This window comes from Eubacterium multiforme, assembly GCF_030813415.1.
In the GTDB taxonomy this organism is placed as follows: Bacteria; Bacillota; Clostridia; order Clostridiales; family Clostridiaceae; genus Clostridium; species Clostridium multiforme.
On record NZ_JAUSUF010000012.1, the window covers coordinates 1 to 26,895 of the forward strand.

Annotated in this window: 30 protein-coding genes and 1 tRNA gene; 7 read left to right on the forward strand and 24 right to left on the reverse strand. The window is 28.3% G+C overall.

Features of this window, described 5'->3' with window-relative positions; translation table 11 throughout:
* Positions 1 to 17: 17 nt before the first annotated feature.
* The 10 genes from J2S18_RS13115 to J2S18_RS13160 all read right to left on the reverse strand — a co-directional run bounded on the left by J2S18_RS13115 (position 18) and on the right by J2S18_RS13160 (position 4,242).
* The gene (locus J2S18_RS13115; RefSeq protein ID WP_307487421.1) at positions 18 to 347 is read right to left on the reverse strand and encodes a hypothetical protein; all 330 of its coding nucleotides are present in this window, start codon (positions 345 to 347) and stop codon (positions 18 to 20) included.
* A gap of 15 nt (positions 348 to 362) precedes the next feature.
* On the reverse strand, positions 363 to 527 hold the full coding sequence (locus J2S18_RS13120; RefSeq protein ID WP_307487422.1) for a hypothetical protein: 165 nt from the start codon (positions 525 to 527) through the stop codon (positions 363 to 365).
* Between the two features lie 2 nt (positions 528 to 529).
* Positions 530 to 730: a hypothetical protein gene (locus J2S18_RS13125; protein ID WP_307487423.1), complete on the reverse strand. Its 201-nt coding sequence runs from the start codon at positions 728 to 730 to the stop codon at positions 530 to 532.
* Positions 731 to 744: 14 nt separating this feature from the next.
* The gene (locus tag J2S18_RS13130; protein WP_307487424.1) at positions 745 to 1,764 is read right to left on the reverse strand and encodes a nucleoid-associated protein; all 1,020 of its coding nucleotides are present in this window, start codon (positions 1,762 to 1,764) and stop codon (positions 745 to 747) included.
* 13 nt (positions 1,765 to 1,777) lie between these two features.
* A complete protein-coding gene (locus J2S18_RS13135; RefSeq protein ID WP_307487426.1) occupies positions 1,778 to 2,566 on the reverse strand; it encodes a DnaA ATPase domain-containing protein in 789 nt (262 codons plus the stop codon).
* Positions 2,478 to 3,260 (reverse strand): conserved phage C-terminal domain-containing protein, encoded by a 783-nt coding sequence (locus J2S18_RS13140; RefSeq protein ID WP_307487428.1) that lies wholly within the window; start codon positions 3,258 to 3,260, stop codon positions 2,478 to 2,480. The genes J2S18_RS13135 and J2S18_RS13140 overlap by 89 nt, the downstream gene beginning before the upstream one ends.
* A gap of 2 nt (positions 3,261 to 3,262) precedes the next feature.
* On the reverse strand, positions 3,263 to 3,592 hold the full coding sequence (locus tag J2S18_RS13145) for a hypothetical protein (RefSeq protein WP_307487429.1): 330 nt from the start codon (positions 3,590 to 3,592) through the stop codon (positions 3,263 to 3,265).
* Positions 3,573 to 3,794 carry a hypothetical protein gene (locus J2S18_RS13150; protein WP_307487430.1) on the reverse strand — a complete coding sequence of 74 codons (222 nt, stop codon included), beginning with the start codon at positions 3,792 to 3,794 and terminating at the stop codon, positions 3,573 to 3,575. The genes J2S18_RS13145 and J2S18_RS13150 overlap by 20 nt, the downstream gene beginning before the upstream one ends.
* Positions 3,791 to 3,943, reverse strand: a complete 153-nt coding sequence (locus J2S18_RS13155) for a hypothetical protein (RefSeq protein ID WP_307487432.1) — start codon at positions 3,941 to 3,943, stop codon at positions 3,791 to 3,793. The genes J2S18_RS13150 and J2S18_RS13155 overlap by 4 nt, the downstream gene beginning before the upstream one ends.
* 104 nt (positions 3,944 to 4,047) lie before the next feature.
* The gene (locus tag J2S18_RS13160) at positions 4,048 to 4,242 is read right to left on the reverse strand and encodes a hypothetical protein (RefSeq protein WP_307487434.1); all 195 of its coding nucleotides are present in this window, start codon (positions 4,240 to 4,242) and stop codon (positions 4,048 to 4,050) included.
* 99 nt (positions 4,243 to 4,341) lie between these two features.
* Between J2S18_RS13160 and J2S18_RS13165 the strand changes: the two genes are divergently transcribed.
* Complete coding sequence (locus J2S18_RS13165; RefSeq protein ID WP_307487436.1) at positions 4,342 to 4,569, forward strand: hypothetical protein; 228 nt, start codon at positions 4,342 to 4,344, stop codon at positions 4,567 to 4,569.
* Here J2S18_RS13165 and J2S18_RS13170 read toward each other — a convergent pair.
* From J2S18_RS13170 to J2S18_RS13185, 4 genes are read right to left on the reverse strand one after another with little or no spacing between them, the layout of a single operon-like run.
* Positions 4,555 to 4,938 carry a hypothetical protein gene (locus J2S18_RS13170; RefSeq protein WP_307487438.1) on the reverse strand — a complete coding sequence of 128 codons (384 nt, stop codon included), beginning with the start codon at positions 4,936 to 4,938 and terminating at the stop codon, positions 4,555 to 4,557. The genes J2S18_RS13165 and J2S18_RS13170 overlap by 15 nt on opposite strands.
* 12 nt (positions 4,939 to 4,950) lie before the next feature.
* Entirely contained in the window at positions 4,951 to 5,148 is a 198-nt protein-coding gene (locus J2S18_RS13175; protein WP_307487440.1) for a helix-turn-helix domain-containing protein, read from the reverse strand.
* 10 nt (positions 5,149 to 5,158) lie between these two features.
* Positions 5,159 to 5,920, reverse strand: coding sequence for a phage antirepressor (locus J2S18_RS13180; RefSeq protein WP_307487442.1), 762 nt, complete (start codon positions 5,918 to 5,920; stop codon positions 5,159 to 5,161).
* Positions 5,921 to 5,932: 12 nt separating this feature from the next.
* Positions 5,933 to 6,151: a hypothetical protein gene (locus J2S18_RS13185; protein ID WP_307487444.1), complete on the reverse strand. Its 219-nt coding sequence runs from the start codon at positions 6,149 to 6,151 to the stop codon at positions 5,933 to 5,935.
* Positions 6,152 to 6,343: 192 nt separating this feature from the next.
* Here J2S18_RS13185 and J2S18_RS13190 point away from each other — a divergent pair, with 192 nt between their 5' ends.
* From J2S18_RS13190 to J2S18_RS13205, 4 genes are read left to right on the forward strand one after another with little or no spacing between them, the layout of a single operon-like run.
* A complete protein-coding gene (locus J2S18_RS13190) occupies positions 6,344 to 6,802 on the forward strand; it encodes an XRE family transcriptional regulator (RefSeq protein WP_307487446.1) in 459 nt (152 codons plus the stop codon).
* Between the two features lie 23 nt (positions 6,803 to 6,825).
* A complete protein-coding gene (locus tag J2S18_RS13195) occupies positions 6,826 to 7,293 on the forward strand; it encodes an ImmA/IrrE family metallo-endopeptidase (protein WP_307487447.1) in 468 nt (155 codons plus the stop codon).
* A 51-nt stretch (positions 7,294 to 7,344) separates the two neighbouring features.
* On the forward strand, positions 7,345 to 7,521 hold the full coding sequence (locus tag J2S18_RS13200; protein ID WP_307487449.1) for a hypothetical protein: 177 nt from the start codon (positions 7,345 to 7,347) through the stop codon (positions 7,519 to 7,521).
* 16 nt (positions 7,522 to 7,537) lie between these two features.
* Positions 7,538 to 8,677, forward strand: coding sequence for a site-specific integrase (locus J2S18_RS13205; RefSeq protein ID WP_307487451.1), 1,140 nt, complete (start codon positions 7,538 to 7,540; stop codon positions 8,675 to 8,677).
* A gap of 63 nt (positions 8,678 to 8,740) precedes the next feature.
* Here J2S18_RS13205 and rlmD read toward each other — a convergent pair whose 3' ends face one another.
* The 4 genes from rlmD to selA all read right to left on the reverse strand — a co-directional run bounded on the left by rlmD (position 8,741) and on the right by selA (position 14,191).
* A complete protein-coding gene (rlmD, locus tag J2S18_RS13210; protein ID WP_307487453.1) occupies positions 8,741 to 10,108 on the reverse strand; it encodes a 23S rRNA (uracil(1939)-C(5))-methyltransferase RlmD in 1,368 nt (455 codons plus the stop codon).
* Positions 10,109 to 10,453: 345 nt separating this feature from the next.
* On the reverse strand, positions 10,454 to 10,819 hold the full coding sequence (locus tag J2S18_RS13215) for a DUF1540 domain-containing protein (RefSeq protein WP_307487455.1): 366 nt from the start codon (positions 10,817 to 10,819) through the stop codon (positions 10,454 to 10,456).
* Between the two features lie 57 nt (positions 10,820 to 10,876).
* Positions 10,877 to 12,769, reverse strand: coding sequence for a selenocysteine-specific translation elongation factor (selB, locus tag J2S18_RS13220; RefSeq protein ID WP_307487456.1), 1,893 nt, complete (start codon positions 12,767 to 12,769; stop codon positions 10,877 to 10,879).
* A gap of 21 nt (positions 12,770 to 12,790) precedes the next feature.
* Complete coding sequence (gene selA / locus J2S18_RS13225) at positions 12,791 to 14,191, reverse strand: L-seryl-tRNA(Sec) selenium transferase (protein WP_307487457.1); 1,401 nt, start codon at positions 14,189 to 14,191, stop codon at positions 12,791 to 12,793.
* 177 nt (positions 14,192 to 14,368) lie between these two features.
* Between selA and J2S18_RS13230 the strand changes: the two genes are divergently transcribed.
* A tRNA-Sec gene (locus J2S18_RS13230) sits at positions 14,369 to 14,465 on the forward strand.
* 384 nt (positions 14,466 to 14,849) lie between these two features.
* On the opposite strand, the gene pyk is transcribed toward J2S18_RS13230, so the two are convergent.
* The 4 genes from pyk to whiA all read right to left on the reverse strand — a co-directional run bounded on the left by pyk (position 14,850) and on the right by whiA (position 22,398).
* The gene (gene pyk / locus J2S18_RS13235; protein WP_307487459.1) at positions 14,850 to 16,268 is read right to left on the reverse strand and encodes a pyruvate kinase; all 1,419 of its coding nucleotides are present in this window, start codon (positions 16,266 to 16,268) and stop codon (positions 14,850 to 14,852) included.
* A gap of 69 nt (positions 16,269 to 16,337) precedes the next feature.
* Entirely contained in the window at positions 16,338 to 17,297 is a 960-nt protein-coding gene (gene pfkA / locus J2S18_RS13240; RefSeq protein WP_307487461.1) for a 6-phosphofructokinase, read from the reverse strand.
* A 535-nt stretch (positions 17,298 to 17,832) separates the two neighbouring features.
* Positions 17,833 to 21,411 (reverse strand): DNA polymerase III subunit alpha, encoded by a 3,579-nt coding sequence (locus J2S18_RS13245; RefSeq protein WP_307487463.1) that lies wholly within the window; start codon positions 21,409 to 21,411, stop codon positions 17,833 to 17,835.
* A gap of 36 nt (positions 21,412 to 21,447) precedes the next feature.
* Complete coding sequence (whiA, locus tag J2S18_RS13250; RefSeq protein WP_307487465.1) at positions 21,448 to 22,398, reverse strand: DNA-binding protein WhiA; 951 nt, start codon at positions 22,396 to 22,398, stop codon at positions 21,448 to 21,450.
* 226 nt (positions 22,399 to 22,624) lie between these two features.
* On the opposite strand from whiA, the gene J2S18_RS13255 reads away from it, so the two are divergent.
* The gene (locus J2S18_RS13255) at positions 22,625 to 22,921 is read left to right on the forward strand and encodes a thiamine-binding protein (RefSeq protein ID WP_307487467.1); all 297 of its coding nucleotides are present in this window, start codon (positions 22,625 to 22,627) and stop codon (positions 22,919 to 22,921) included.
* Between the two features lie 120 nt (positions 22,922 to 23,041).
* On the opposite strand, the gene J2S18_RS13260 is transcribed toward J2S18_RS13255, so the two are convergent.
* Together J2S18_RS13260 and malQ are read right to left on the reverse strand one after the other, a co-directional pair.
* A complete protein-coding gene (locus tag J2S18_RS13260; RefSeq protein WP_307487469.1) occupies positions 23,042 to 25,405 on the reverse strand; it encodes a glycogen/starch/alpha-glucan phosphorylase in 2,364 nt (787 codons plus the stop codon).
* Positions 25,398 to 26,891: a 4-alpha-glucanotransferase gene (gene malQ / locus J2S18_RS13265; RefSeq protein ID WP_307487471.1), complete on the reverse strand. Its 1,494-nt coding sequence runs from the start codon at positions 26,889 to 26,891 to the stop codon at positions 25,398 to 25,400. The genes J2S18_RS13260 and malQ overlap by 8 nt, the downstream gene beginning before the upstream one ends.
* Positions 26,892 to 26,895: the final 4 nt, after the last annotated feature.

A 26,895-nucleotide genomic window follows, 5' to 3' on the forward strand; every position in this document is an offset into this window, starting at 1 on the left:
CCATCTTAATAATCCTCCTATCCTATATTTATAACTATAAATTTTTCAAATTTAACTTTAGCAAATTCTTCTTTATATTTAGCTTCTAATTCTTCGCCTTCATATTCTTTTACATATTTTAAATAATCGTATAATTCATCAGGATAATCTTCTCTATCAAGCCATGTGGATTCCCAATGGTTTTCTAACAAAGCTATTTCATCTATTTTTACTGAATCTATATAACTTTCCTCTCTGCTAAATTCACCACTATTGGCATCATCTGCTACAAAAATTTTTAATGGTAAAGTTGGATTTTCTTTTATTAAATCTCTTAATTCTTGTTGTATTTCTCTTTCATTTATCATCTTAATAATCCCTCCTTAACCTACTTCTCTATCATCTTTTATTAATTTAATTGCTATTTCAAAAGCTTCAATTTTCTCTTTAAAATGCTTTCTATTAAATATGTTTTTAGACGTACTTAATAAAGCTCTGTATCCCGCTAAATCAAATTCAAGTAATTCAATTACTCTTTCTTTTTTCATCTTTACACTTCCTTATTAATTAAAGTTAAGACGCAATTAATATCTTCATCACTCCAATAGCATGGAGAATTGCTTATTTCGTCATTTAATTCTACAATAACAATTTTATCCCATATTTCATCACACTCTTCACAAAATTCGTATTCTTCACAAGGATGTGTATTACAGTAGTTAGCCAATCCTTTTAGCTCTTTTATTTCCAAGTTAATCCCCCCTTCTATTTTTCTATAATATTTCTTACATGCTTTAAAACTATATTTACAGTTCCATCACCATTTCTTACAATTTCAAATTTGCTTTTATCATTATAAGAATCATCATCAATATATACATCTATTCCATTATCGATTTTAAGTCTTATTCTTCTTAATTTCTTTTCAACATATGTTTTATCAATTTTAAATTCATCTTCAACTCTTTTTAAAACTGTCATTTTAAAATTTTCCTTATAATCCTTTGGAATATTACTTTCAACAAATCCATCTACGTTTATTGCTTCATCTTCTTTAAGAGCAGTCCTTATCTTATCTCTAATACTTGTTGCCTGGTCTGGACTATCACTTAAATAACCCCTTATCCAATTTTCACTAGCTTTTAAAAATGCTTTTGTATTATCTCTTTCATTTGCTACTATAGAGCAATCAAGGAAGTTATTTATAAAGTAATTTGCTCCATATTCATCTTCATTTTTAGTTTTCCTTTGTTTATCTAAAACCATTAAATTATAGTTTTCATTTTCTCTTAGTGGTTTTATAAATGCTGCTTTACTACTTTTATTTATTCCAACACTTTCACTTGCAATTTGTACACAGATTTTGTTATTAATATAGTCAATTTTGTGGATAAAGTTATTTGTATGGTCCACTTTTAAAACAGCAATCATAGGTCCTTGATCTGTTGTTATAGATGCAACTATAAGATCACAGGAAGGAATATTAACATTACCATTCATTATTGCGAACATCTGTCTTGCAATATCTTTTGAAATATTAACTAGGTTATCCTCATTAGCATTTAGATAATCTCTTGTAACTTCTTTTATTATGCTTCTACCTTCATTAAACTTTGCATATTTTAATTCTTCATTTTTTAAACATCTTTCTATCTCTTTATAGATATATTTGTAATTATTTTCACTCAAATCTAATAAATATTCTGTTAATAGAGGTTCTCCCGCATTAGTATCTAAAACGTGTATAACCGCCTCATTTACATTGATATCATATATATATTCCATTCTTATATCTCCTTTACTTACCGCCTTTAGCATAATATGTTCTTAACCTATAATCATTTTCCTTACCTTCGACTTGTTTTATATAGCCTTGTGATGCCCTAAACATTCTTCCCATTGTGGCATTGTCATACTTATTTAATTCATCAAGAAATCTTTCACTTGAAATCATAAGTGGCAATCTTTTATTTATCCTGAAATTAATTATTTCAAATGCTATTGTTGTATCTGATTCAGTAACCTTTCCTTTAAGGAAATCATCTATAAAAAGCACTTCACAATTTTTATATTTATTTATCATCCTTTGATATTTTTGAGGATCTGGAGCTTTGTCTTGTTTTAATTTTGTCATTGCATCAACAAAGCTCATATAGACAACGCCAACTTTAGAATCTTTTATCAATTTATAAGCTGTTGCACTTAATAAATGTGTCTTCCCACATCCACTTTGACCTAAAAACATTATAGAATTTTGTTCAGTATTTCTTATGTGCTTAAATCTTAAAAAATAATTTGTAGCAATATTCTTCATATCCTTTTGAGATTGAGTTACTGGCTCAAAATTTTGCCATGTTTTAGTCATACTATCAAAACCCATATCACTCTTATTCCACAGTTCTTCAACTTCTTCCAATTCAGTACATTTGCATTTTCTCCAAATATTAGGTCCTACTTCTTGAAGTTTCTTTCCTCCACATAATGGACACTCTTTTTCTTTAAAAACTACTTGGTCTTCTTTCTTCTCCTTGAACTGATTTCTTATATTCTCTATTACCTTGTTTATTATTGGAGAATCTGTTTCCATTACTTACACCTTCTTTTTCATTTAAGTAGCCTTCAAATTTATTACCAAATAATGTTTCAGGTCTTAAATATTGGCTCATTTCAGTATTAATCCATGTTGATACTTTTTTATCTATCACAATTTTAAAATCTTCTTCTGTAAATCCTTCTTCAATTCTTGCTTTAATTAAACTTTGTGTTTTTTTAGTAGTAAATTTATATCTTGTATTAGCTTTTAAATTTAAATATTCAATAACTCGACTATATATATTTATATCTATATTAGAAGTATCTTTTATAGAAGAATCTTTGTTGGGACATTTTGTCCCAACCCTTGGGACATTTTGTCCTAACCCTTGGGACATTTTGTCCCAAGGTAAGTATTCAGTTAATACATCAAATTTATTAGTTAAATTTATATATGAAAATTTTCCTTTTAATTCACCTTTTTTATATTCCATCTTTTTTTCTATTAACCCAAGTTCTTCATATTGCTTTAATTTTCTTTTTAAATTTCTTTTTACTCCAATTATAGGAATTTGATTAAGTAAGTAGGACTGATTTATCCATATGAATCTATCATTATTTATTATCTTGTATTCTACAGATTTGCTTGAATACATATCCCTAATAGTTGATAATATTAATGCATCATTAGTATCTAATCCAAATTCCAGTAATTTTTCTTGTTGAAAACCTAGTATTGTATATTTCATCTTTAGGACCTCCTAAAATCCCTCCTTAGAGGCATTTCTAATTTATTATTAATCATAAGAGCTCTATCTATATAATCTTTAACTTTAATCATTTCTTGTACATTAAGTTTTATAACATCCCCCATTCTTTCTAAGTAGATTTCCTTAATCTCTCCATTTTTAAAATTTGATTCTATAGATAACTCTTGATTTTTATTAAATATTTCTGGTATAGTTATAGTATTGTCTGTGCTTTGTGATTCTAAGGATTTATTAAGGGCATTTCGCTTAGAACACAAGGCTTTTTTTAATTCCCTTCCAGTTCCTTTAAAACTAATTCCTGCAGCTTTCATTTTTAAATTTCTCCTTTCTTATTTGATAAATTTTAGTCCTAATAGCATTCTCAGGTCTTTCTAAAGCTAAACTCATTTCTGCACTACCTATGATGTCATACCAATTTATAAGATATTCTAAATCCGCTTTATTCCAAGGTTTATAATGCTTTTTATGGAAACTAGGAGTATAAATCATTCTTCCATATCTATCGTAATTCATAGTAAAACCTTATCCTTTAACTTATCGTAAAAAGTAATACTTTCCTTACTCCATCTATGCACTAAAAACCTTTCTTTTGGATCATCTACCTCATAAATTTTCTTAGCTAAAACAGCCTGTTTCCTTGTTAATCTTTTCCCATTTCTCATTTTATTTCACTCCTTTATTTTGCAGTTCGAATATTCCATATCCTAAAGCTGCTCCTAAAAAAGCAGCAATAAAAAATACACCTTCTCTCAAAGTACTCACCCCCTTATCTATTACAAAAAAGATACATTGATAAATTAGAAAATATAACAATACTAACAATGCTCCCTAACGTAATTACTCCGAAATCTCTTTTATCTTTTTTACTTTTAGCATATATAAATTTTTCTGAAGCTAAAGCAAAAGTTATGATCTGTATGAAATAAATTAAAATTATTATTAAAATCTTAGTTAAATGCATTAATTATCCTCCTTATTATTTGTTTTATTTTTCCACCAGTTTTATAATTTAAATATCAGCTCTGCCAAGCTGAAATTAAATTGAAAGGCGGTATTTACAATGATTAATAATAAATATGATTTCCTTAAATATTTAATTGCTTATATGTCTAAAGATACATATCACTTCGTTGATAAAGATAATAATCTTTTGAACTTAGTTGATGCTTATAAGCAACAAGAATATCTTGAAGACTTAGAACATGATGGATTTATACAAACATACATCGGTTACATCCAAATCAACCCAGAAGGTATACTTTTTATGAAAAAACTATATAATATTTAATATTTTTAGCACTTTCAATATTTCAACTACACGATATTCTTTTGTTGTAAAATCTGATATTGCGAGTGCTGAAAATTGTTTCTCCGATAAATCAATTCCAAGCAAACCATTTGTGTATTCAAGGGTTCCTTCTTTCATTTCTCCTATATCTATTTTTTCTTTAACTATTCTTTCCTGACTTAGAAGTTTTTCCATTATGCTCTCTGTTTTCTCTCGAACTGGTACTTCTTGAACAGTTTCACTTAGGATTCTAATTGCATATTCTAATGCTTTAACATCTTCTCCCCATATTTCATCACTATTTTGGTGTTGATATTCACAATGCTTCTTTAAATCTTTTAACTGTTCAATACATTTTTCTTTATTCATTTAAATATCTCCTTACATTTCTTTAATATTATCTAAATCGCTTAAATCCATGAATTGATACTTCCTAAAAAATTCTTCTATTGCATACTCTGGTATTTTTAGTGATTTTAGCTTTAAAGCTATTAACATTTTTTTATTTATAAGTTTATATATAACATTTTGGCTAGTTTTCATTATCTTAGTAGCTTCATCAACTGAATAAACTTTCATTTTCCTCCTCCTAAACGTCTAATTTACTCTCTTTAACTAGTTTATTTATTATATAAACTTGTCCTTTACCAGTTACTTTTGTTGTTTTATAAGTAAATACTCCTTTATAAGTTTCTTTTACGCCTTCTACAACCTCAAAATAACCACTATCTATATATTTTTGCTTAGGATCATACTTACTACTCTGTTTAATAAGCCCCCATTCTCTAAGCTTATTCCATAATTTATTTCTTCCTATTTTTATACCTTCTTTTGAGGCTAATTGTGCTACTTCTTCTACTTTCAAGGAATTTTCACTAACAGCTATTTGATTTATAAACCTATCCTTCTCTTCGAGCTCTTTTTTAATCTTTTCATTTTGGTGTTTTAAATCAAGAACCATAGCTTGTTTAACTTCTTCTGAAAATGAAGGAAAATAGTTTTTTATAAATTCCTCCTCATTTCTAACAGCTCCACCAGTTGTTCTTATTTGTTTAATAATTTTCTTAACTTCTTTTTTAAATTGTTTTGCTATTGGCTTTCTACTTTGCATTAGTACTTCATAAACTCCATCTTCTGTTAAAAACCACATTTCTCTATTTTGACCTGAGGTAAAGATTGTTTCCCTCAGCTTTTCCTCTTCATCTATTGAATTAAGCATCATGGAAACTTTACTATGTTCAATCCAACTAGCAACATCTTTTGCTAAAAATAACAAATTATCTTTCGTTCCATATACTTTAAAATCCTTGCCTAAAACTTTTTGTTCTTCAATTATTGGTAAATCATTCATTTATTCCGCCTCCTAACTTGCATTTGTTTGTGGTTCTGATTTTTTAAATAGTTCCTTAAAATCAACTTCTGGAAAAAATTTTTCTTGAATTATTAATGCTTCATCATAAGTAAATGGATATTTACCGGCTATTTTAAGATTTAGTGTATTGTATGTTCTTCCTATAGTTTCAGCTATTATAGGTTTCTTAATTTTTTTTCTAGCAATTTCCGCTTCTAAATTGCAGTACATATTATCACCTCATTTCTGAACGTTATTTCGTTCGTTGAGCTTATATTAAACTAAATATCGTTTAAAGTCAACTATTTTTTTTATCTTTTTATCGATTTATTTATTTTTATTACGATATTTCGTTTGTATTCCTTGATATTTCGTGTATTGAATGATATTATTTATTTATAGAATGAAAGGAGTTGCTTAATTGTGGATAAAACTGAAAAACTTAAACATAATATTTTAAGTAAATATAATAGTATTCGTGAATTTTCTAAAATAGTAGAAATACCAAGTACAACTTTAACAAGTGCATTAGATAAAGGTATCGGCGGAATGGCAGTTGACAGAATAATTAAAATTTGTGATGTTTTAAATATAGATATCAAAACATTTGATCCACTAGAACCGTCTTCGCAAAATATTATTTTATCTAAAGATGAAGAAACTCACATAGACAACTTAAGAAAATTAAATGATATAGGGAAAAAGAAAGTTATTAATTACACAAAAGATTTAGTAGAAATGCCTAAGTATCAAAAAAAAATATGGGAAGAAGAAGGAAAAGAGCATCTTATGCCTATTGCTTGTCATAATGATAATTTATCAGATGAACAAAAAGAAAATATGGATAATATAATTGATGGCTTCCTAAAGAATAAAAAATAAATTTTAGATGGGGGTTGGGATTTATGACAAGATATGAAAAATTACTAAATAGTGCCCATCTTCAAGGAATTAACGTTTATGAACTAGATCTAGGTATAGACATACCTTGCGGAAAATGTATTGGTAATAATATTATTATCAATAATAGAAGTACAGAAAAAGAAAAATTATGTGTCCTTCTAGAAGAATTAGGACATTTTAAATATACTATTGGAAATATAACTAATTTAAAAGACGTAAGAAACTTAAAGCAAGAATATACAGCAAGGAGCTTCGGCTACAATTCTTTAGTTGGTATAACTAAACTAATCGAAGCTCATAAGTTAAGAATATCAAATCAAGATTTAGCAGAATATTTAGGAATCACCAATGAATTCCTCGTTGAAGCCTTGTCATATTATGAACACAGATATGGTAATTGGTATCAAATAGATAATTATATAATTAGATTTAATCCACTAGGCGTACTTGAAAAACTTCAAGACTTCTAGTGATTAATTATAGATTTAAAAGAACATACATTCGGTTAAGGAGGTGCATTTATGAAATTTGAAAACTTCGAAGTACAAGAAAAATACTATGAAATCCATAGAAAATATGGAATCCTTCACAGTATCCCTACTAATAGAAATAAAATAGTAACTTATGAAGACTTAGAATTATTAGAAGAAGATTTCAAAAGATTATACGAAATTTTTTCTAATGAAAATGAATGGTAAAAAGGGAGTTGACTTTATGCAGGGAAGTGTTAGAAAAAGAGGAAATACATGGTCTTACTGTTTTGATTTAGGTAAAATTAATGGTAAGAGAAAACGTAAAGAAAAGGGAGGTTTTAAAACTAAAACAGAAGCTCAAAAAGCTTTAAGGGAAGCTATAAATGATTATGAAAAATCGGGTTCTATAGTTGAAGAAAGTAATATAAGTGTATCTGATTATCTTGACTATTGGTTTGAAGAATATGTTATGGTAAATTGTAAATATAATACACAACAGACATACAAAAGAATTATTGAAAAACATTTAAAACCATCTTTAGGAACTTATAAATTAAGGCTACTATCTCCAGCAAGTTTACAAGAATTTATAAATAAAAAATTTATAAATGGTTTTTCAAAATCTAGTATAAGTAATTTTTATGGTGTTTTAAGTGGATCACTTAAAGCTGCTGTTTATCCATATCAGTTTATAAAAGAAAACCCAATGAAATATATTAAAATACCTAAAAAGAAAAACAATATTATAAAAGATGATACTGTAAAAATACTTACATTAGATGAATTTAAACAAATAGTAGAAAGATTTCCTTTTGAAAGTAGCTTTTATATTCCTTTGGAAGTAGCTTTTAATACTGGTTTAAGGGCTGCCGAAGTTTGCGGATTAACTTGGGACTGTATAGACTTTGATAATAAAACTCTTAAAGTGGAAAAAATTCTGATTGGTAAAGGAAAAGGTATATTTGAATTTGGAACTCCTAAAACAGAAAGTTCTAATAGAATAATAGCAATAGGAGATACATTAATAAACATATTGAAAAAGAATAAATTATATCAAAAAGAAAACAAACTTAAATATGGAGAGTTTTATAAGGATTCTAATTTTGTATGTACAAAAGAAAATGGGACTAATATAACTACAGATAGCTTAAAATATTTAAGTAGAATTATTAATTATGAATTAGGCATTAAGTTTAATTTTCATATGTTAAGGCATACTCATGCAACAATGTTGCTTGAAAATGGTGCTAATATAAAAGATATTCAGCTTAGATTAGGTCATGCTAACTTATCCACAACAATGAATACTTATTCACATGTTACAGAAAAAATGAAACATGATACTGTTAATATTTTAGAAAGCATTATTGCCGACAAATAAAAGTTTTGTCTGCAAATCGTCGACAAAAATACTTTCTAAATTATTTAATACCTTGTAAATAGCTTATTTACAGTATAGTAAAGCTACAGTTTCCACATGACTAGTCTCCGGAAACATATCAACAGGCTGCACCATTACAGTTTCAAAGCCCTCAGACTCCAATATTTTAAGATCCCTAGCCAAAGTGCTTGGGTCACAAGAAACATAAACCACCCTCTTAGGTTTAACTCTAGAAATAGCATTAAGTAACTTGGCATCACAGCCCTTCCTTGGTGGGTCAACTACAACAACATCAGCCCTAACTCCATCATCAATAAGCTTTGGAATAACCTCTTCAGATTTACCTACAAAGAACTCTGCATTTTTAACATTATTCATTTTTGCATTTTCCCTTGCATTAACTATTGCAGGCTCTATTATTTCAACTCCATAAACCTTCTTAGCCTTTTGTGATAGGAAAAGTGTTATTGTTCCTGTACCACAGTAAGCATCAAAAACTGTTTCATCTCCAGTAAGTCCTGCATATTCTAAAGCCTTTCCATATAAGACCTCTGTTTGTGTAGGATTAACTTGGAAAAATGAAAGAGGTGATATATTAAACTTAAAATCCCCTATATAATCTTGTATATAGTCATCTCCCCATAGTGTATAGCACTCTGGAGTAAGTATTACATTTGTATCTTTAGAATTTACATTAAGGACTATACTCTTTAATCCTTTTATCTTTAATTCTAATTTTTCTATTAATGGACTTAAGTTTTTTAATTCTTTTCTAGTTGCAACTAACACAACCATAACTTCTCCAGTTTTAAAGCCCTTTCTTACCATTACATGTCTTAAAAAGCCTTTTTTATCAAACTTTCCGTCTACAAAGGCTGGCTTTATTTTATATTCTTCTATCCACTCTCTAACTATCTTTACTATTTCATCTGCTTCTTTTGTTTGTATTATACATTTTTCAATATCTATAATATTATGGCTTCTTGAAGCATAAAATCCAATGGATACTTTTCCATTAACCATTCCAACAGGTAGCTGAACCTTATTTCTATAATTATATGGATTATACTCCATACCTAAAGGATATTTAACTATATCCTCTGATAGTCCACCTATCTTTTTTATACAATCTTTAACTCTTTCCCATTTAAAGTTAAGCTGAGTCTTATAATCCATATGTTGAAGGCTGCATCCTCCACATCTTTTAAAATATTCACATTTAGGATTAACTCTTCCTTCTGCTTTTTCTAATATTTCTATAATTTTTCCATAAGCAAAATTTTTCTTAACCTTTACTATTTTAACTTTTACTTTTTCGTTTTTTAAGGCTCCTTCTATAAAAATTGGGTATCCTTCTATTTTTGCAATACCTTCTCCTTCGTAGCCTTGATCTATTATATCTAAAATATATTCATTATTCTTTACAACCATTTACCTCACCTTTTCTTATGATGTAATATCGATTAATTATATCATATATTCAAAAAAAGACTACTGATATAATCAGTAGTCTGCAAATTTAAAATATTTAACTAATGTATTTAACAATTTTTTATTTTTGATGAAAGTAATATTACTCCACCAACTCCTATAAGTACAGCAGCGCTTAATCCTAGTAATTTTGCAGCTTTCTTCTTGTTACAACATACTACACATTTCATATTGCTCCACCTCATTTTATAAATTATTATCCTATAGTTATATTTTACTATATATTATGATTTTACCCTTTTTTTGCTCTAATAATCTACTATTTTAAAATTTTTTAAGGTTATTTTAATATGACTCTATGAAGGTTTCACACTGTGTTTTAAAGTTTTCCTTTGAAGCATTTGAAATTATCATTAAATTTAATGCTTCACACCTTCCATCTCCATTATAAAAACACTTTCTTGCATTACAAGCTACAGTTGGACTCATCTTTATTTCATCATTTCCACTTATTATCTGCATAATCTCTCCAATGAAGTCTGTATTTCCTATAGCTTTTATTTCATTTGATAGTGTATCTATTTTAAAATTACTACAGTATGTTTGATCTGAAGTATATGCACCATCACCATCTATTAATATATATTCAGCACCACATAATCCACCTTCATTATTAACACAATTATAAGCTGTACACCCTAATTTATTCATTATAATCACACTCCCTTTTTATATTATTTCCAAAGGCCTAGTGTGATTATTCATAAATTAAAAAAGTACTCTTCCTTCATCAACTCTTTTAGTTACTTTTTCTTTATCTAAGTATTCTAAAAAAGGAACTAAATATTTTCTTTGTATATTTAAACTATCCTTTATTTCTCCTATGGTAGCTACCCCTTTTTTGCTTAAGTATTCTTTAACTAAATCTTTTCCTTTTTGTACATATTCTTTATGAAATACAATATTTTCATTTATATATACTAAGTCTCCTCTATCTTTTAAATACTTAAATATTTTATTATATATAGCTTTTTCTTTATCATCTTTAATTACATCTTTAAACTTTGGTGTTGTAAAGCCATTTTCTAAGTAAGTATTTATTATTATTTCTTTTATTTGTTCTTCTCTCTTACTTAGTTTAGGTTCAAAACCTTTCTTAAATACATAATTTTCATTACTATCTATTAAATCTTTTTCTAACATTAAATTTATAAATTCATCAAAGGTTTCCTTTTTTAATTTTTTGCTAAATAATTTACTTTTACATTCTTCTTTCTTCATTCCAACCTTTAATGGTTCTTCTTTATGATAATTTTCTAATGTTTTATTTAATTCTTCTGCCTTTTTTGTAAAGACTTTATTATGAATAACGCCTTCATTAAGAGCTATTATTTTTTTATTATCTATTAATTTATTTAAAGAATCCTTTATTTCTTCCTCATCTTCTTTAAACTCCTTTAATAAATCTTTTAAAGTCTTTAGTCCTTCTTCTTTACTTATAGCAAGTTCTATTTTATCTTCTAATGAATCACTTTCCCTAGCCTTTAAATCTTTTATATAATTTAAATCTTCTCTTTTTGCTTTTTCAGCTAATGAATTTAAAATAACTCCTCCACCTAGGGTAATCATTGGTGAATATGTTCTTAAAACTATTCTGTCTTTATCTTTACAACATATTTCTTTTTCTAACCTTATTTGACAATATTCGCAATCGCCACCCTTTAATTCATCCTTTTCTAGTATTATAATTCTTCCAATAACTTCTCTAGTGCCATGATGAACTCTTATTCTATCCCTATTTTTAATTACCTTTTCACAATACTTTGGAATTGTTATTTTACAATCTATAATATATGTGCTACTTTCTTTTGAAACTTCACCTATAATTAAGCCTCTCTCTAAAAAGTCTTTGTCTACACCACTTAAATTTATAGCACATCTCTCTCCAGCTTCTGCAACATTTCTATCTTCTCCATGAACTTGTATCCCTCTTATTCTTCCAACTTTATTTCCTGGATAAAGCTCTATATCATCTCCAACCTTTGCTCTTCCTTCTAATATACTTCCTGTAACTACACTACCAAATCCCTTTACAGTAAATACTCTATCTATAGGCATTCTAAAAAGTGCTTCCTTATCCTTTTCTTCAGTATTATTTACACACTCTTCAATAGTTTTTTTAAGGGTATCTATTCCCTTTAAAGTTTTAGATGATACAGGAACTATAGGTGCATTTTCTAAAAATGATCCTTTAACAAAATTCTTTACTTCATCTTTAATAAATTCTAGCCACTCATCATCAACTAAATCTATTTTTGTTAATACTACAACTCCATTTTTAACATTTAAGGTGTTTAATATATTAAAATGCTCTATAGTTTGTGGCATTATTCCATCATCTGCTGCAATAACAAATAACACTAAGTCAATGGAAGTAACACCAGCTACCATATTTTTTATAAACTTTTCATGACCTGGAACATCTATAATTCCAGCTCTTCTTCCATCAGAAAGAGAAAAATATGTATAACCATTGTTTATAGTTATTCCTCTTCTTTTTTCTTCTTCTAAAGTATCCATATCAAATCCAGTAAGTGCTTTTACTAAAGCTGTTTTACCATGATCTATATGTCCTGATGTTCCTATAACTATATGCTTCATACAAATTCTCCTTTTCTTTTTCTATTGATGATTTATATCTTTTAATTCAGTTAATGCATTTTTGATTATTTTAAAATCATCATTTATTAAGGTTCTTAAATGAATTAAAACTTTTCCTTTATTTACTCTTGTTATAATTGGAGTTTTATAATTTCTAAAATATTTTTCTAGCTCATCATCTCCAATTAAACTACTTTTAATAGAAATAGCATATCCATCTAATTTATAAGTTGGTAATGTTCCTCCACCTATAAAATCTTTTTCCTCTTCTAAATTTATTTCTAAGCTATCATTAACACCTTTTAGATACTCTAAAAGCTCCTCTCCCTTCACTTTAAGTTCTTCCTTGCTTAAAGATATCATGTTTAGTGTTGGTACTTCTTTAAGTGCTTTTTCTTCATCTAAATAATAAAGTAGTGTTCCTTCTAATGCACCTAATGTAAATTTATCAACTCTTAAAGCTCTTAAAAGCTGATTCTTTTTAATTCTATCTATATACTTTTTCTTTCCAACTATAATTCCTGCCTGTGGTCCTCCCAAAAGCTTGTCCCCAGAAAAAGTAACTAAATCAACACCAGCTTCAACTGTTGCCTTAACTGTTTTTTCTTCATCAATTCCATATTTACTTAAATTTATAAGTGCCCCACTTCCTAAATCCTCTATTACAGGTATATCGTACTTTTCTCCCATTTTACTAAGTTCTTCTGATTCTACTTCTTTAGTAAATCCAACTATTTTAAAGTTAGAACTATGAACCTTTAATAAGGCTCCTGTATTTTCACTTATAGCATTCTCATAATCTAAAAGATGAGTTCTATTTGTTGTTCCAACTTCCACAAGGGTAGCACCTGACATTTTCATAACTTCTGGTATTCTAAAGGACCCACCAATTTCAATAAGTTCTCCTCTTGATACTATTGCTTCTTTATCCTTTACTAACTCATTTAATACAATCATAACAGCTGCTGCATTATTGTTAACTATAACAGCTCCCTCTGCACCTGTAAGTTCTTTTAGTATACTTTCAACATGATCATATCTTGAACCACGCTTTCCAAGTTCAATATCATATTCTAAATTGTTATAAGATTTTGCTACTTTAATAATATTTTTTATTGCATTATCACTTAAAAGAGAACGACCTAGATTAGTATGTATAACTATTCCTGTACCATTTATTACTGATTTTAATGATGCCTTTCTTTTATCCATTAAAGTTTCTTTTGCTTTTTTTATAATTTCTTCATTAATTACTGCCTCTTGTCTATTTTCATTTATTATTTCATTTCTATAAAAATCTAAGGCATTTCTTAAAGATTCTACTATCTCTTTCCTTGAAAACTTATCAAATAAAATTATTACTTCCTCATTTTCTAAAAGTAAATCCATCTTTGGTAATGCTCTTAATATCTCTCTATTCATATAACCACCCTTTATTTATATTATTTTTTAATACCCTTTAGTTAATTTTCTAAGGTAAACCTTAACAAAACATATTATTTTGCTAATTTAATTTTACTAATTTTGTATTTTTTTATTATTTTACCATAAATTAGATTGATTTTTTAATAATTTTGCATTATAATGAGTATGTTTCATGGGGGTAGATAAGGACTGGTGTCTTTACAGGTCTTCAACACCTAGTTGTGGTACTAATACTATCATAGGTGGGTTCGATTCCCACATACTCCCGCCAAATTATATTTAAATTTTATTAAATAAACACTTTATTTAAAGTGTTTATTTTTTTGTCTTTCTATATATTATTATAGCCCTAATAAATATAATTGGAAATTATATTACAAAAATATATTTTTTAATTCAAATAAAAAGTATATATATCTTTATTTCTTATAAAATTTACCTAAAAATCAAATATTAGCTTAAAATAGGGTAAAAAAATAGCACCACTAAGGGTGCAATAGAATCAGTTGCCAATAATAATCATTAAATTTAAACGTATATCTTATAATATTAACATATATACTAACTAATATACAATACTTTTTTATTTAAATCAATATTTTTAAAATAAAAAATAACCTTTAGAAATTAATTCTAAAGGTTATTTTATTTTAAACTATTCTACAACAGTTATCTTCATTAAGTTAGTTGTTCCAACTTTTTCTACAGGTACTCCAGCAGTTATAATTACTGTGTCACCCTTCTTTATTAATTCATTCTTTTCAGCGATTTCAATTGATTTTTCCATCATTTCATCAGTTGATTCCATTCTACCTGCAACTATTGCATATACTCCCCATGAGAATGCTAATTGCTTAGCAACTTTTTCTTCTGGAGTTATAGCTATAATTGGGCACTCTGGTCTGCATTGTGATATTCTCTTAGCAGTTGCTCCACTTTGAGTTGATGCTACGATAGCTGATGCTAATAATTCATTTGCAGCATTACAAGTAGCTCTACTAATTACTCCTGATATTGCAGGAACGTGATTAGTTGCCTTTGATACAGCCACTTTATACTTTAATTGTTTTTCAGCTTCTTCAGCAATTTTAGCCATTGTTTGAACAGCTTCAACTGGGTAGCTTCCGTTAGCACTTTCTCCTGATAACATTATTGCATCTGTTCCATCTAAAATAGCATTAGCTACGTCTGAAACTTCTGCTCTTGTTGGTCTTGGATTTCTGATCATTGAATCTAACATTTGAGTTGCAGTAACAACTGGTTTTCCAGCCTTGTTACATTTTTCTATTATCATCTTTTGAACAGCTGGTACATTTTCTATTGGAATTTCAACTCCAAGGTCTCCTCTAGCTACCATTATAGCGTCTGATATTTCGATTATTGAATCTATATTATCAACACCTTCTTGGTTTTCTATCTTAGGGCAGATAAGTATGTCTTCTCCACCATTTTCATCTAAGACTTTTCTTATAGCTATTACGTCTTCAGCTTTTCTAACGAATGATGCAGCAATCATAGTTACTCCCATTTTACATCCGAATACTAAATCCGCTTCATCTTTTTCAGTTAAAGCTGGTAACTTTATTGATACTCCAGGAACATTAACTCCCTTATGAGTTCCAACTAATCCAGTGTTTTTAACTTCACAATGAATTTTGTTTCCTTCTACTGACTTAACTTCTAATCCAACTAAACCATCATCTATTAATATAATGTTTCCTGGTTTAACATCATTAGCAAGTCCGTCATAAGTAACTGAACATTTAGTTGTATCTCCAATTACTTCTTCTTGAACATATATAGTAAAGTCTGATCCCTTTTGAAGTTCAACCTTACTTGGTTCAAATTTACCAGTTCTTATTTCTGGTCCCTTTGTATCTAAAACAATTGCAATTTCCTTATTATACTTTTTAGCTAACTTCTTAACTAAATTTATTCTTCCAGCATGTTCTTCATGATCTCCATGTGAAAAATTATGTCTTGAAGCATTCATTCCTGATAATATTATCTTTGATAATACTTCTTCACTTTCACTTGCTGGACCAATTGTACAAATCATCTTAGTCTTTTTCATTCAAATAACACTCCCTCGTTTTTTAATTAACCCAAAATCTATATATAAAAATTTATTTATAGCTACTAATTATTTTGATAATACTTCTGCTATTCTGTAAGTTTCTTCATCAAATTTACTTTCCATTGCTAAAGCTTCATCTATATCCATATCTACTATCTTATTTCCAACAGTACCTATAACTCTTGAAGTCTTACCTTGTAATAATACTTCTACAGCCTTTGCACCCATCTTTGAAGATAATACTCTATCGAAAGCACTTGGGCTTCCTCCTCTTTGGATATGTCCTAAAACTGTTGCTCTAGTTTCAATTCCTGTAACTTCTTCAACTTCTTCTGCAAGTTCGAATGCTCCACCTACACCTTCAGCTAAAATTATAAGATTGTGCATCTTTCCATTTTGCTTTCCTTCTAGTATAGTTTTGCATAAATCATTTTTGTCAAATCCTTTTTCTGGAGTTATTATTGCTTCTGCTCCACCTGCTAATCCTGCATATAAAGCTATATCTCCACAATTTCTTCCCATAACTTCAACTATTGAAACTCTTTCATGAGATGTTGAAGTATCTCTTATCTTGTTAATTGCATCTAGTACTGTGTTTAATGCTGTATCAAATCCTATAGTGTAATCTGTATATGCTAAGTCGTTATCTATAGTTCCTGGTAATCCTACAGTCTTAACTCCTAATTTTGAAAGAAGTTTAGCTCCTGTAAATGATCCATCTCCTCCAATTACAACTAAAGCATCTACGCCATAAGCCTTTAATATCTTAACTGCTTTTTTTCTTACTTCTTCTTGCTTAAACTCTGGACATCTAGCTGTTCTTAATATTGTTCCACCTCTTTGGATTATATCTGCAACAGATGTTCTATCCATAGTGAATAATTCTCCATTTATTAATCCACTATATCCTCTTTGAACTCCCATTACTTCAAGACCTGATGCTAATGCAGTTCTTGCTACTGCTCTAATTGCAGCGTTCATTCCTGGTGCGTCTCCACCACTAGTTAAAATAGCTATCTTTTTCATGATTACTCCTCCTTTTACCTGTAGGGCATAATTTGTCCCATCGGCAATAAGCCTTCCCACTTTTATATGACCGTCTATAATTGTACATAAATTGTTGAATTTTATCAATGTAAATTCTGCATTTTTTTATATACTTTTATTTATTTAAATATATTTTTTATTTATAAAATAACTTCCAAACCATTCTAAATAATTCTACATAATTATTATACCCTATGAACTTTAATTTTATATACAAAATTAAATTTTTTAGGAATTCATTATTGTAAAAATTTTCATTTACATTTCATTTAATATTTTTAATTTATTTTAACTATTTAACATTTTTTAATAGTTTTTTTGCTTTTTTATCATTTAAATAATCTATAAATTAAATATTTATAGGTTTTTATTAAATATTTCTTTATTTCTCATAGTACAATTATCCACTTATTTATGTGAAATTTCAAGACTAAATGCCAAATTTTCAGTATTTTTGCACTATTTCAACAAAAAAAGATATGATGCATAAAAATAACACCATATCTTTTAAATTTTAGGAATTAATTACCTTAATATTTTCCTCTCCATATTTACCTTTAAGTTCCTTTATTATCTCAGTATCTAAGTTAACCCAAGTATCTTTAGATAACCTATAACTTTTCTTTCTTTCTGCATTGAATAAATATACAGCGGAATCTCCTTTATATTCATCAAATCCATGTTTAAGTTCAAAGTTAATTTTTTTCATAGATTCATCATTTTCCACTCTTATATAAACTTTATTGGAATCCACTTTTTCTAAACCTTCAACTTTTTCACAAATAAGTTTTGGTGGTTCATCTTCTTTTAAACTAATTCTTCCTGTTATAGTAACAAGACCATCCTCTGTAATACTTTCACGAACTTTATCTAATGTTCTTGGAAATACTATTACTTCTATTTCTCCACTTAAATCTTCAAGTTTTAAAAATGCCATAATAGTATTATTTCTTGTAACCTTTTGATTTACTTCTGTAAGTATTCCGCCAAGTACAACTCTTTGATTATCCTTAATTGGCATTTCAGATGCTATATCTTCTATATTTATACCCTTTGCTATATTTTCTTCTAAAGCTTTATGAACTTTAAATATACTATTTATAGTAGTTGTAGTTTGAAGCTTTAAACTTTTTTCATATTCATCTAATGGATGTCCTGATAAATACATACCTGTCATTTCTTTTTCCATTGATAAAATATTTTTTTTATTAAACTCTTTTATATTTGGATAAATAACTTCTGGCATACTAACTTCTTCTTCAATAGCAAAAAGACTTATTTGTCCATCAATATTTCTTTTTCTCTCTCCTGAAACTCCATCCATTAGCTTTTCATAAACAGCTAAAAGTTTTGATCTAAATACTCCAAATGAATCTAAAGCTCCTGCCTTTATTAAACTTTCAACGGCTCTCTTATTTATGCCTCCAAGGTCTAATTTATTTACAAAATCCATTATTGAAGTAAAATCTCCCTTTGTTTCTCTAGATTTTACAATTCCTTCAACAACATTAACTCCAACATTTCTTATTGCTGCAAGACCAAAGATAATTTTATCTCCTTCAACAGTAAATTTTGAAAAACTTTTATTTATATCAGGTGGAATTACTTGAATCCCTAATGTTTCTGCAAATTTTATATAAGCTGAAACTTTTTCATTTATTCCCATAACAGAATTAAGCATAGCTGCAATCATCTCTACTGGATAATATCTCATTAAATATCCAGTTTGATAACCAACAACTCCATAAGCTGCAGCATGAGATTTATTGAAGGCATAGGATGCAAAGTCCATCATCATATCATATATTTTATTTGCAATTTCTTCTGATATTCCATTTCTTAAGCAACCTGGAACTTCAATTGTTCCATCTTCATTTACAATTCCATAAATAAAGTTTTTTCGCTCCTCTTCCATAACTTTATGTTTTTTCTTAGACATAGCTCTTCTAACAAGGTCACTTCTTCCCATAGAATAACCAGCTAATTTTCTAACAATTTCCATAACCTGTTCTTGGTATACCATAACACCATAGGTAACATTTAATATGTCTTCAAGTTCTGGAGTTAAATACTCAACTTTATTTGGATTATTTTTTCTTTCAATATATCTTGGTATTTCAGCCATTGGACCTGGTCTATATAGTGAAATACCCGCTATAATATCTTCTAATGAATCAGGCTTTAGCTCCTTCATAAAGGAAACCATTCCAGCTGATTCTAATTGGAAAACTCCTGTTGTCTTTCCTTCTCCAATCATCTTATAAACTTCTTTATCATCAAAGTCTATTTTATCTAAATCTATATCAATTCCTCTATTGTACTTAATCATCTTAAGGGCATCATTCATAACTGTTAATGTACGAAGTCCTAAGAAATCCATCTTTAAAAGTCCAAGTTCCTCTAATGTATTCATTCCAAATTGAGTTACTATCATTTCTTCATTCTTTTGAAGTGGAACATATTCAACTAAAGGCTTTGATGCAATAACAACACCAGCTGCATGAGTTGATGAGTGTCTTGGTAACCCCTCTAAATCCTTACTAACATCTATAAGATTTTTAACTCTTTCCTCAGTGTCGTAAGCTGTCTTAAGTTCTGGATTTAAGTCTAGTGCCTTTTCTATAGTTATTCCAAGCATTGTAGGCACCATTTTAGCTATTCTATCCACTTCTGCATAGGAATAGTCCATTGCCCTACCAACGTCTCTTATACAGGCTCTAGCTGCCATTGTTCCAAAGGTTATAATTTGAGATACATTATCTTCTCCATACTTTTCAACAACATAATCAATTACTTCCTGTCTTCTCTCATAACAAAAATCAGAATCTATATCTGGCATACTTACTCTTTCAGGATTTAAGAATCTTTCAAAAAGTAAACTATACTTAATTGGATCTATTTTTGTTATTCCTAGGGTAAAGGCAACTATTGACCCTGCAGCTGATCCTCTCCCTGGTCCTGTTGGTATTCCATTTTCATAAGAGAATCTTATAAAGTCCCAAACTATAAGGAAGTAATCAACATATCCCATTTGATTAATTACTCCAAGTTCATAATCTAATCTATCTATTAAAACTTTAGCTTCTTCATTTTCTTCCCTCATGTTAAATATCTTGTCATAATTATATTCTTCATCTTTTATATCATGAAAAACAGAATATCTTTCAATAAGGCCCTTATAACAAGTGTCTCTTAAATAAATATAAGGATCTTCTTCCCCTTCTGGAAGTGGAAATTTAGGTAATTTAGATACATGAAATTCATAATCAAAATTACATTCATCTGCAATCTTAACTGTATTTTCTAAGGCTTCCTTAACATAAGAAAACATATCATACATTTCTTCAGGTGATTTTAAATAAAACTGATCTGAAGGATACCTTCTTCTATTTGGATCATCAACAGTTTTTCCTGTTTGAATGCACATTAATATGTCATGAGATTTAGAATCCTTTTGTTCTATATAGTGAACATCATTTGTAGCAACTAATGGTATTCCAGTTTCCTTTGATAACTTTATATTTAATTCATTTACTTTTCTTTGTTCTTCCATTCCATGATTTTGAAGCTCTAAATAAAATCCTTCTTTAAATATATCTTTATAAAGCAGGGCAACCTCTTTTGCTTTATCATAATCACCATTCATTAATGCCTTTTGTACTTCTCCTCCAAGACAAGCACTTAAAGCAATAATTCCTTCACTATGTTCCCTTAAATAATCATGGTCAATTCTTGGTTTATAATAAAATCCATCAATGGATGCTGTAGATACAATTTTCATTAAGTTCTCATATCCAGTTTGATTTTTAACTAAAAGAACTAAGTGATTTGTGCTATTATCTTTATCCATGTGTTTAATGTGCCTTGATTTACTTGCTACATAAACTTCACAACCTAATATAGGTTTAATTCCCTCTTCTTTTGCAGCTTTATAAAAATCTACACAACCATACATAACTCCATGGTCTGTAATAGCCATACTATCCATTCCAAGTTCTTTAGCCTTTTTTACAAGTTTTTTAATTTTACCTGAACCATCTAAAAGGCTATACTCTGTATGAAGATGTAAGTGACAAAACTTTTCATTACTCAAAATAGTCACACTCCTCTCTATATAAGAGAAAGGCCATTAGTATGTACCTGACCTTATCTCTTCTGCAATCTTTTCAATTTTTCTTAATCTATGATTTACTCCAGATTTCCCTACAGGAGGTTCAAGCATTTCCCCTAATTCCTTTAAGGATTCTTCTGGATATTCAAGTCTAAGTTCTGCTATTTCTTGAAGATTTTTTGGTAATCTTTGAAGACCGATATTTTCTTGAATAAGTTTAATACTTTCAACCTGTCTAACTGCTGCATTAACTGTTTTTGAAAGATTTGCAGTTTCACAATTTACAAGTCTATTAACATTATTTCTCATTTCTTTTTTAATTCTTATATTTTCTAATTCAAGAAGACATGTATGAGCCCCTAGTATATTTAATAAATCTACTATTTGCTCCCCTTCTTTAATATAAATAATAAAGCTATTCTTTCTTTGAATAACTTTAGAGTTAAGTCCACAACTGTTTATAAGTGCACATAAATCTTTAGCATATTCTTCACTATGAGTAACAAATTCTAAATGGTAAGTTTTTTCTGGGTTACTTATACTTCCTCCACCTAAAAAAGCTCCTCTAATATAAGCTCTCTTTGTTGTATCAGTATCTACAACTTTAGGGTCTATTGTATAATCTAAACTCATAACTCCATCAATCTCTCTTAATATACCAGTCTTTTCAAGAAGTCCACGAACTCCCATTTCTTCATCTATAACAACCATGTATATATTATTCTTTTTAAGAGAATTACTTTTCTTAACCATTAGTTTAGAGTGAATATTAAAATGTTCTTTTAGTAAAGTAAATATAAGTCTTGCACTTGCAGGATTTTCAGTAGTTATTCTAAAGGCTAAACCTCCTCCAGAAAATGCAATAGTTCCACTTACTTTCATAATGGCTGAAATCTCTGCTAAAGTCTCCTCTTTGCTTATATCACTATATCTACAAATTTCTCCTTTAACTTTTGATGAAAACGACATTTATTGCTCTCCTTCTATATATACTAATTAAATATATATATAACTATATACAATATTTAATTATATCATAAAACCTTCAATTTTCTAACGATATTATTCCTTGAATTTAAGTAAATATATTCTTATTTTAAATAAATTTTTTCATGTAATAGTATATAATTAAATTATATAGATAATTTTGTAAATATCCACAATAAAATTTTAATAAACTTAGGAGGAATTACTTATGGAAACTATAAATTTAAGTCTTCAAATATTACCTGTTGTTAAGGAAGAAGATATTTATCCAGTAGTGGATAAAGTCATAGAATACATAAAATCTAAAGGTGTTAAATACGAAGTTGGTCCTATGGAAACTACAATGGAAGGAGATATGGATACTCTTTTAAGTATCGTTAAAGAAGCTCAAAACATTTGTGTAAATGAAGGAGCTAAAAGAGTTATTTCTGTAGTTAAAATAGACTATAAGCCAAATGGCGTTACAATGGAAGAAAAAACTTATAAATATAGAGATACTATATAGAAATAAAAGATAATCTAAAATTTAATAACCTTAGTTACTAATTTTTTAGATTATCTTTAATTTAAATTTGTAATTATATTTTTAACTAGTGTTTATTTTAGATAAAACATATTCAAATTTTTATTTATTGTGACATGGCTTTATATTCCATATATCTTTACAGTATTCTTTTATTGTTCTATCACTTGAGAATACTCCTGCATTACATACATTCTCAAAGGCTTTTTTAGCCCATTCTTTTTTATTTTTGTATGCCTTAAATACATCATCTTCTCTTTCTTTAAAACTTTCAAAATCTGCAAGTAGGAAATATTGATCTCCTTCTTTAATTAAAGATTCATATAAATCCTTAAAATCTCCTGTACCTCCATCATTAAAGGTTCCATCTATTAATGTATCTACTACCTTCTTTAGACTCTTGTTATCCTTATAGTAGTCTTTTGAATTATATTTATTTCTTAAATCTTCAATTTCTTCTACTTCTAATCCAAATATAAAGTTATTATCTTTTCCACTTTCTTTAACAATTTCAACATTAGCTCCATCATTAGTTCCAAAAGTAGGTGCTCCATTTAGCATAAACTTCATATTACCTGTTCCTGATGCTTCTTTTCCTGCTGTTGATATTTGCTTTGATATATCTGCTGCTGGGAATAGTTTTTCTCCATAGGAAACTCTATAATTCTCTACAAAGACAACCTTTATTTTTCCCTTTATGCTTTCATCATTATTTATAAGATTTGCTACTTCATTTGTAAATTTAATAATAGCTTTTGCCCTTCTATAACTTGGGAATGCCTTTGCACCATATATAAATGTTACTTTAGGTATATCCATATTAGGATTTTCTTTTAATCTATAATAAAGGTCTAAAATATAAAATGTATTTAGAAGTTGTCTCTTATACTCATGAAGTCTTTTTATTTGAATATCAAATAATGAGTCTGGATCTAATTTTATTCCTTGAGTTTCTTCTATATACTTTGCTAGTTGTTCCTTTTTAATATGCTTAATTTCCATAAATCTTTCTAGAATTTTTTCATCATCAATAAATTTCTCTAATTTTTTTAATTCTTCAAGATTTTTAACCCAATCTTCACTTCCTAAAAGTTCAGTTATTAATGAAGATAATTCTTTGTTGCATAATCTAAGCCATCTTCTTGGAGTTATTCCATTTGTTTTATTTTGGAACTTTTCTGGATATAGCTCATACCAATTATGAAGTTCAGTATTTTTTAATATATCTGTATGAAGTTTTGCAACACCATTTACAGCAAAACCTACATGTATTGCTAAATTAGCCATTCTTACTTCACCATTATTTATTATTCTAAATTCTTCTATGTCTTTTTCACTATAGCCCTTTTCTTTAAGCTCTTTAATAAACTCTTCATCTATAACTTGAATTATTTCTAATATTTTAGGGAATAGTTCCTTAATTAAATTAGCATCCCATTTTTCTAGTGCTTCTGCAAGAATTGTATGATTTGTATATGCAAAAGTTTTATTAGCTACCTTTAAAGCTTCCTTAAAGGTAAAACCTTCATTATCAATTAAAAGTCTTATAAGCTCTGGTATTGCTAATACTGGATGAGTATCGTTTAGTTGAACAGCGTGAAGTTTTGCAAAGTTTTCATTAATTTCCCCAAAGGTTTCTTTATGTTTTCTAATTATATCTTGAAGGGAAGCACTTACTAAGAAATATTGCTGTTTTAATCTTAATAACTTTCCTTCCTTTTTTGAATCATTTGGATATAAAACCCTTGATATATCTTCTGCTCTATTTTTTAATTCTAATGCTTCATCATATTTTTGCTCATTAAAAAGTTCATAATCAAATTCTTCTAATGGCTCACATTTCCAAAGTCTTAATGTATTTATATTTTTGCTTTTATAGCCTATTATTGGAGTATCATATGGAATTGCTCTAACTATCATATCTTTAAAGTTAACTTTAACAGCCTCATCCTCTTTTCTTATGCTCCAAGGCTCTCCATACTTTAACCAACTATCAACAGTTTCCTTTTGGAAACCATCTTCAAAAGATTGATTAAATAATCCATTACTATATCTAATTCCATATCCCATTAAAGGCATTTCTAATGAAGCTCCTGAATCCATAAAGCATGCTGCAAGTCTTCCAAGTCCACCATTACCAAGACCTGCATCTTCTTCTACTTCTTCTATTTTATTTAAACTTAAACCTAATTCATCTAAAACTTCCTTTACTTCATTATAAATTCCAAGACTTATTAGATTATTTCCTAATGCTCTTCCCATTAAATATTCAGCTGAAAAATAATATGCGTTTTTTTCTTTTGAATATAACTTACTTGTTTCATTCCAATCACAAACTATATTTTCTAATAAAGTTAATGATAAGGCATTAAATATTTCAAAATCCTTAGCTTCTTTAATTTCACTTTTCCCATACTTAACTTTTAAATATCTTTTTATCCCATTTTTTATTTCTGCTTTATCCATTATTGTTCATCCTTCCATATAGCTTAGTTATGTCTCTTATTTTTTCTGCTAATCTATCTGTTAGATCCTCTTCCTTAACTCTCCACATCCAATTTCCACCTAATGTAGACGGATAATTTATTCTGGCTTCATTACCTAAATTTAAGAAGTCCTGCATTAATGCAATGGAAGTATCTGCTACACTACTCCAAACCCCTCTTATAAAGCCCCAATTATATCCTTCTTCTTTTGTTAACTTTAAATATTTCTTTGCATATTCAACATCACTTTTACTTCCAGTTGTTTCAAACCAGCCTCTGCAAGTATCATTATCATGAGTGCCTGTATATGCTACACAATTTCTTGTATAATTATGAGGTAAGTAATCACTTTCTTCCCTTGAATCAAAGGCAAATTGTAGTACCTTCATTCCTGGAAAACCTGTTTCATCTCTAAAATCTAATACTTCCTTTGTTAAGTATCCTAAATCCTCTGCTATAACTTTTACATCACCTAATTTTTCTTTTATAGCATCAAATAATTTTATATTTGGTCCCTTAATCCATTTACCATTTACAGCAGTATCTTCTCCATGAGGTATCTCCCAATAAGATTCAAAGCCTCTAAAGTGATCTATTCTTACAACATCATATAATTTAAGACTTGCTCTAACTCTATCTATCCACCACTCATAGCCTGTTTTCTCTAAATAGTCCCAATTATATATTGGATTTCCCCATAATTGTCCAGTAGCTGAAAAAGCATCTGGTGGACAACCTGCTACCTTTTTAGGTATTTTATTTTCATCTAATAAAAATAATTCAGGATTAGCCCAAACATCTGAACTATCTTCTGCTACATATATTGGCATATCTCCTATAAACTCAATTCCTAAATCCTTTACATATTTCTTTAAATTGTTCCATTCTTTAAAGAAGTGGTATTGTAAAAATATCCAATAATCTACTTCTTTAACTAACTTCTTTTTATATTTTTCTAATGTACTTTTTTCTCTTGTTTTTATATCTTCATCCCATTTTTGCCAGCTTACCAAATTGAATTCTTCTTTAATTGCCATAAATAATGCATAATCTTCTAGCCATAATTTATTTTCTTCTCTAAACTTTTCAATTTCTTCTCTATCTTTTCCTATAGAATTTTCATAAGCTATTCTTAGTACTCTCATCTTTTCTTTAAATAAAATTCCATAATCTATTGACTCTCTATTATTTCCAAAATCAATATTTTCATAATCAGACTTTTTAAGAAGACCTTCCTTATTTAATAAATCAAAATCTATAAAATATGGATTTCCTGCAAAAGCTGAAAATGATTGATAAGGTGAATCTCCATAACTAGTTGGTCCAAGGGGTAATATCTGCCAATATTTTTGTCCTGCTTTACTTAAAAAATCTGCAAATTTATATGCACTCTCTCCAAAGGTTCCTATTCCATATTCTCCTGGTAGAGAAGCAATATGCATTATTATTCCACTTGCTCTATTCATATGT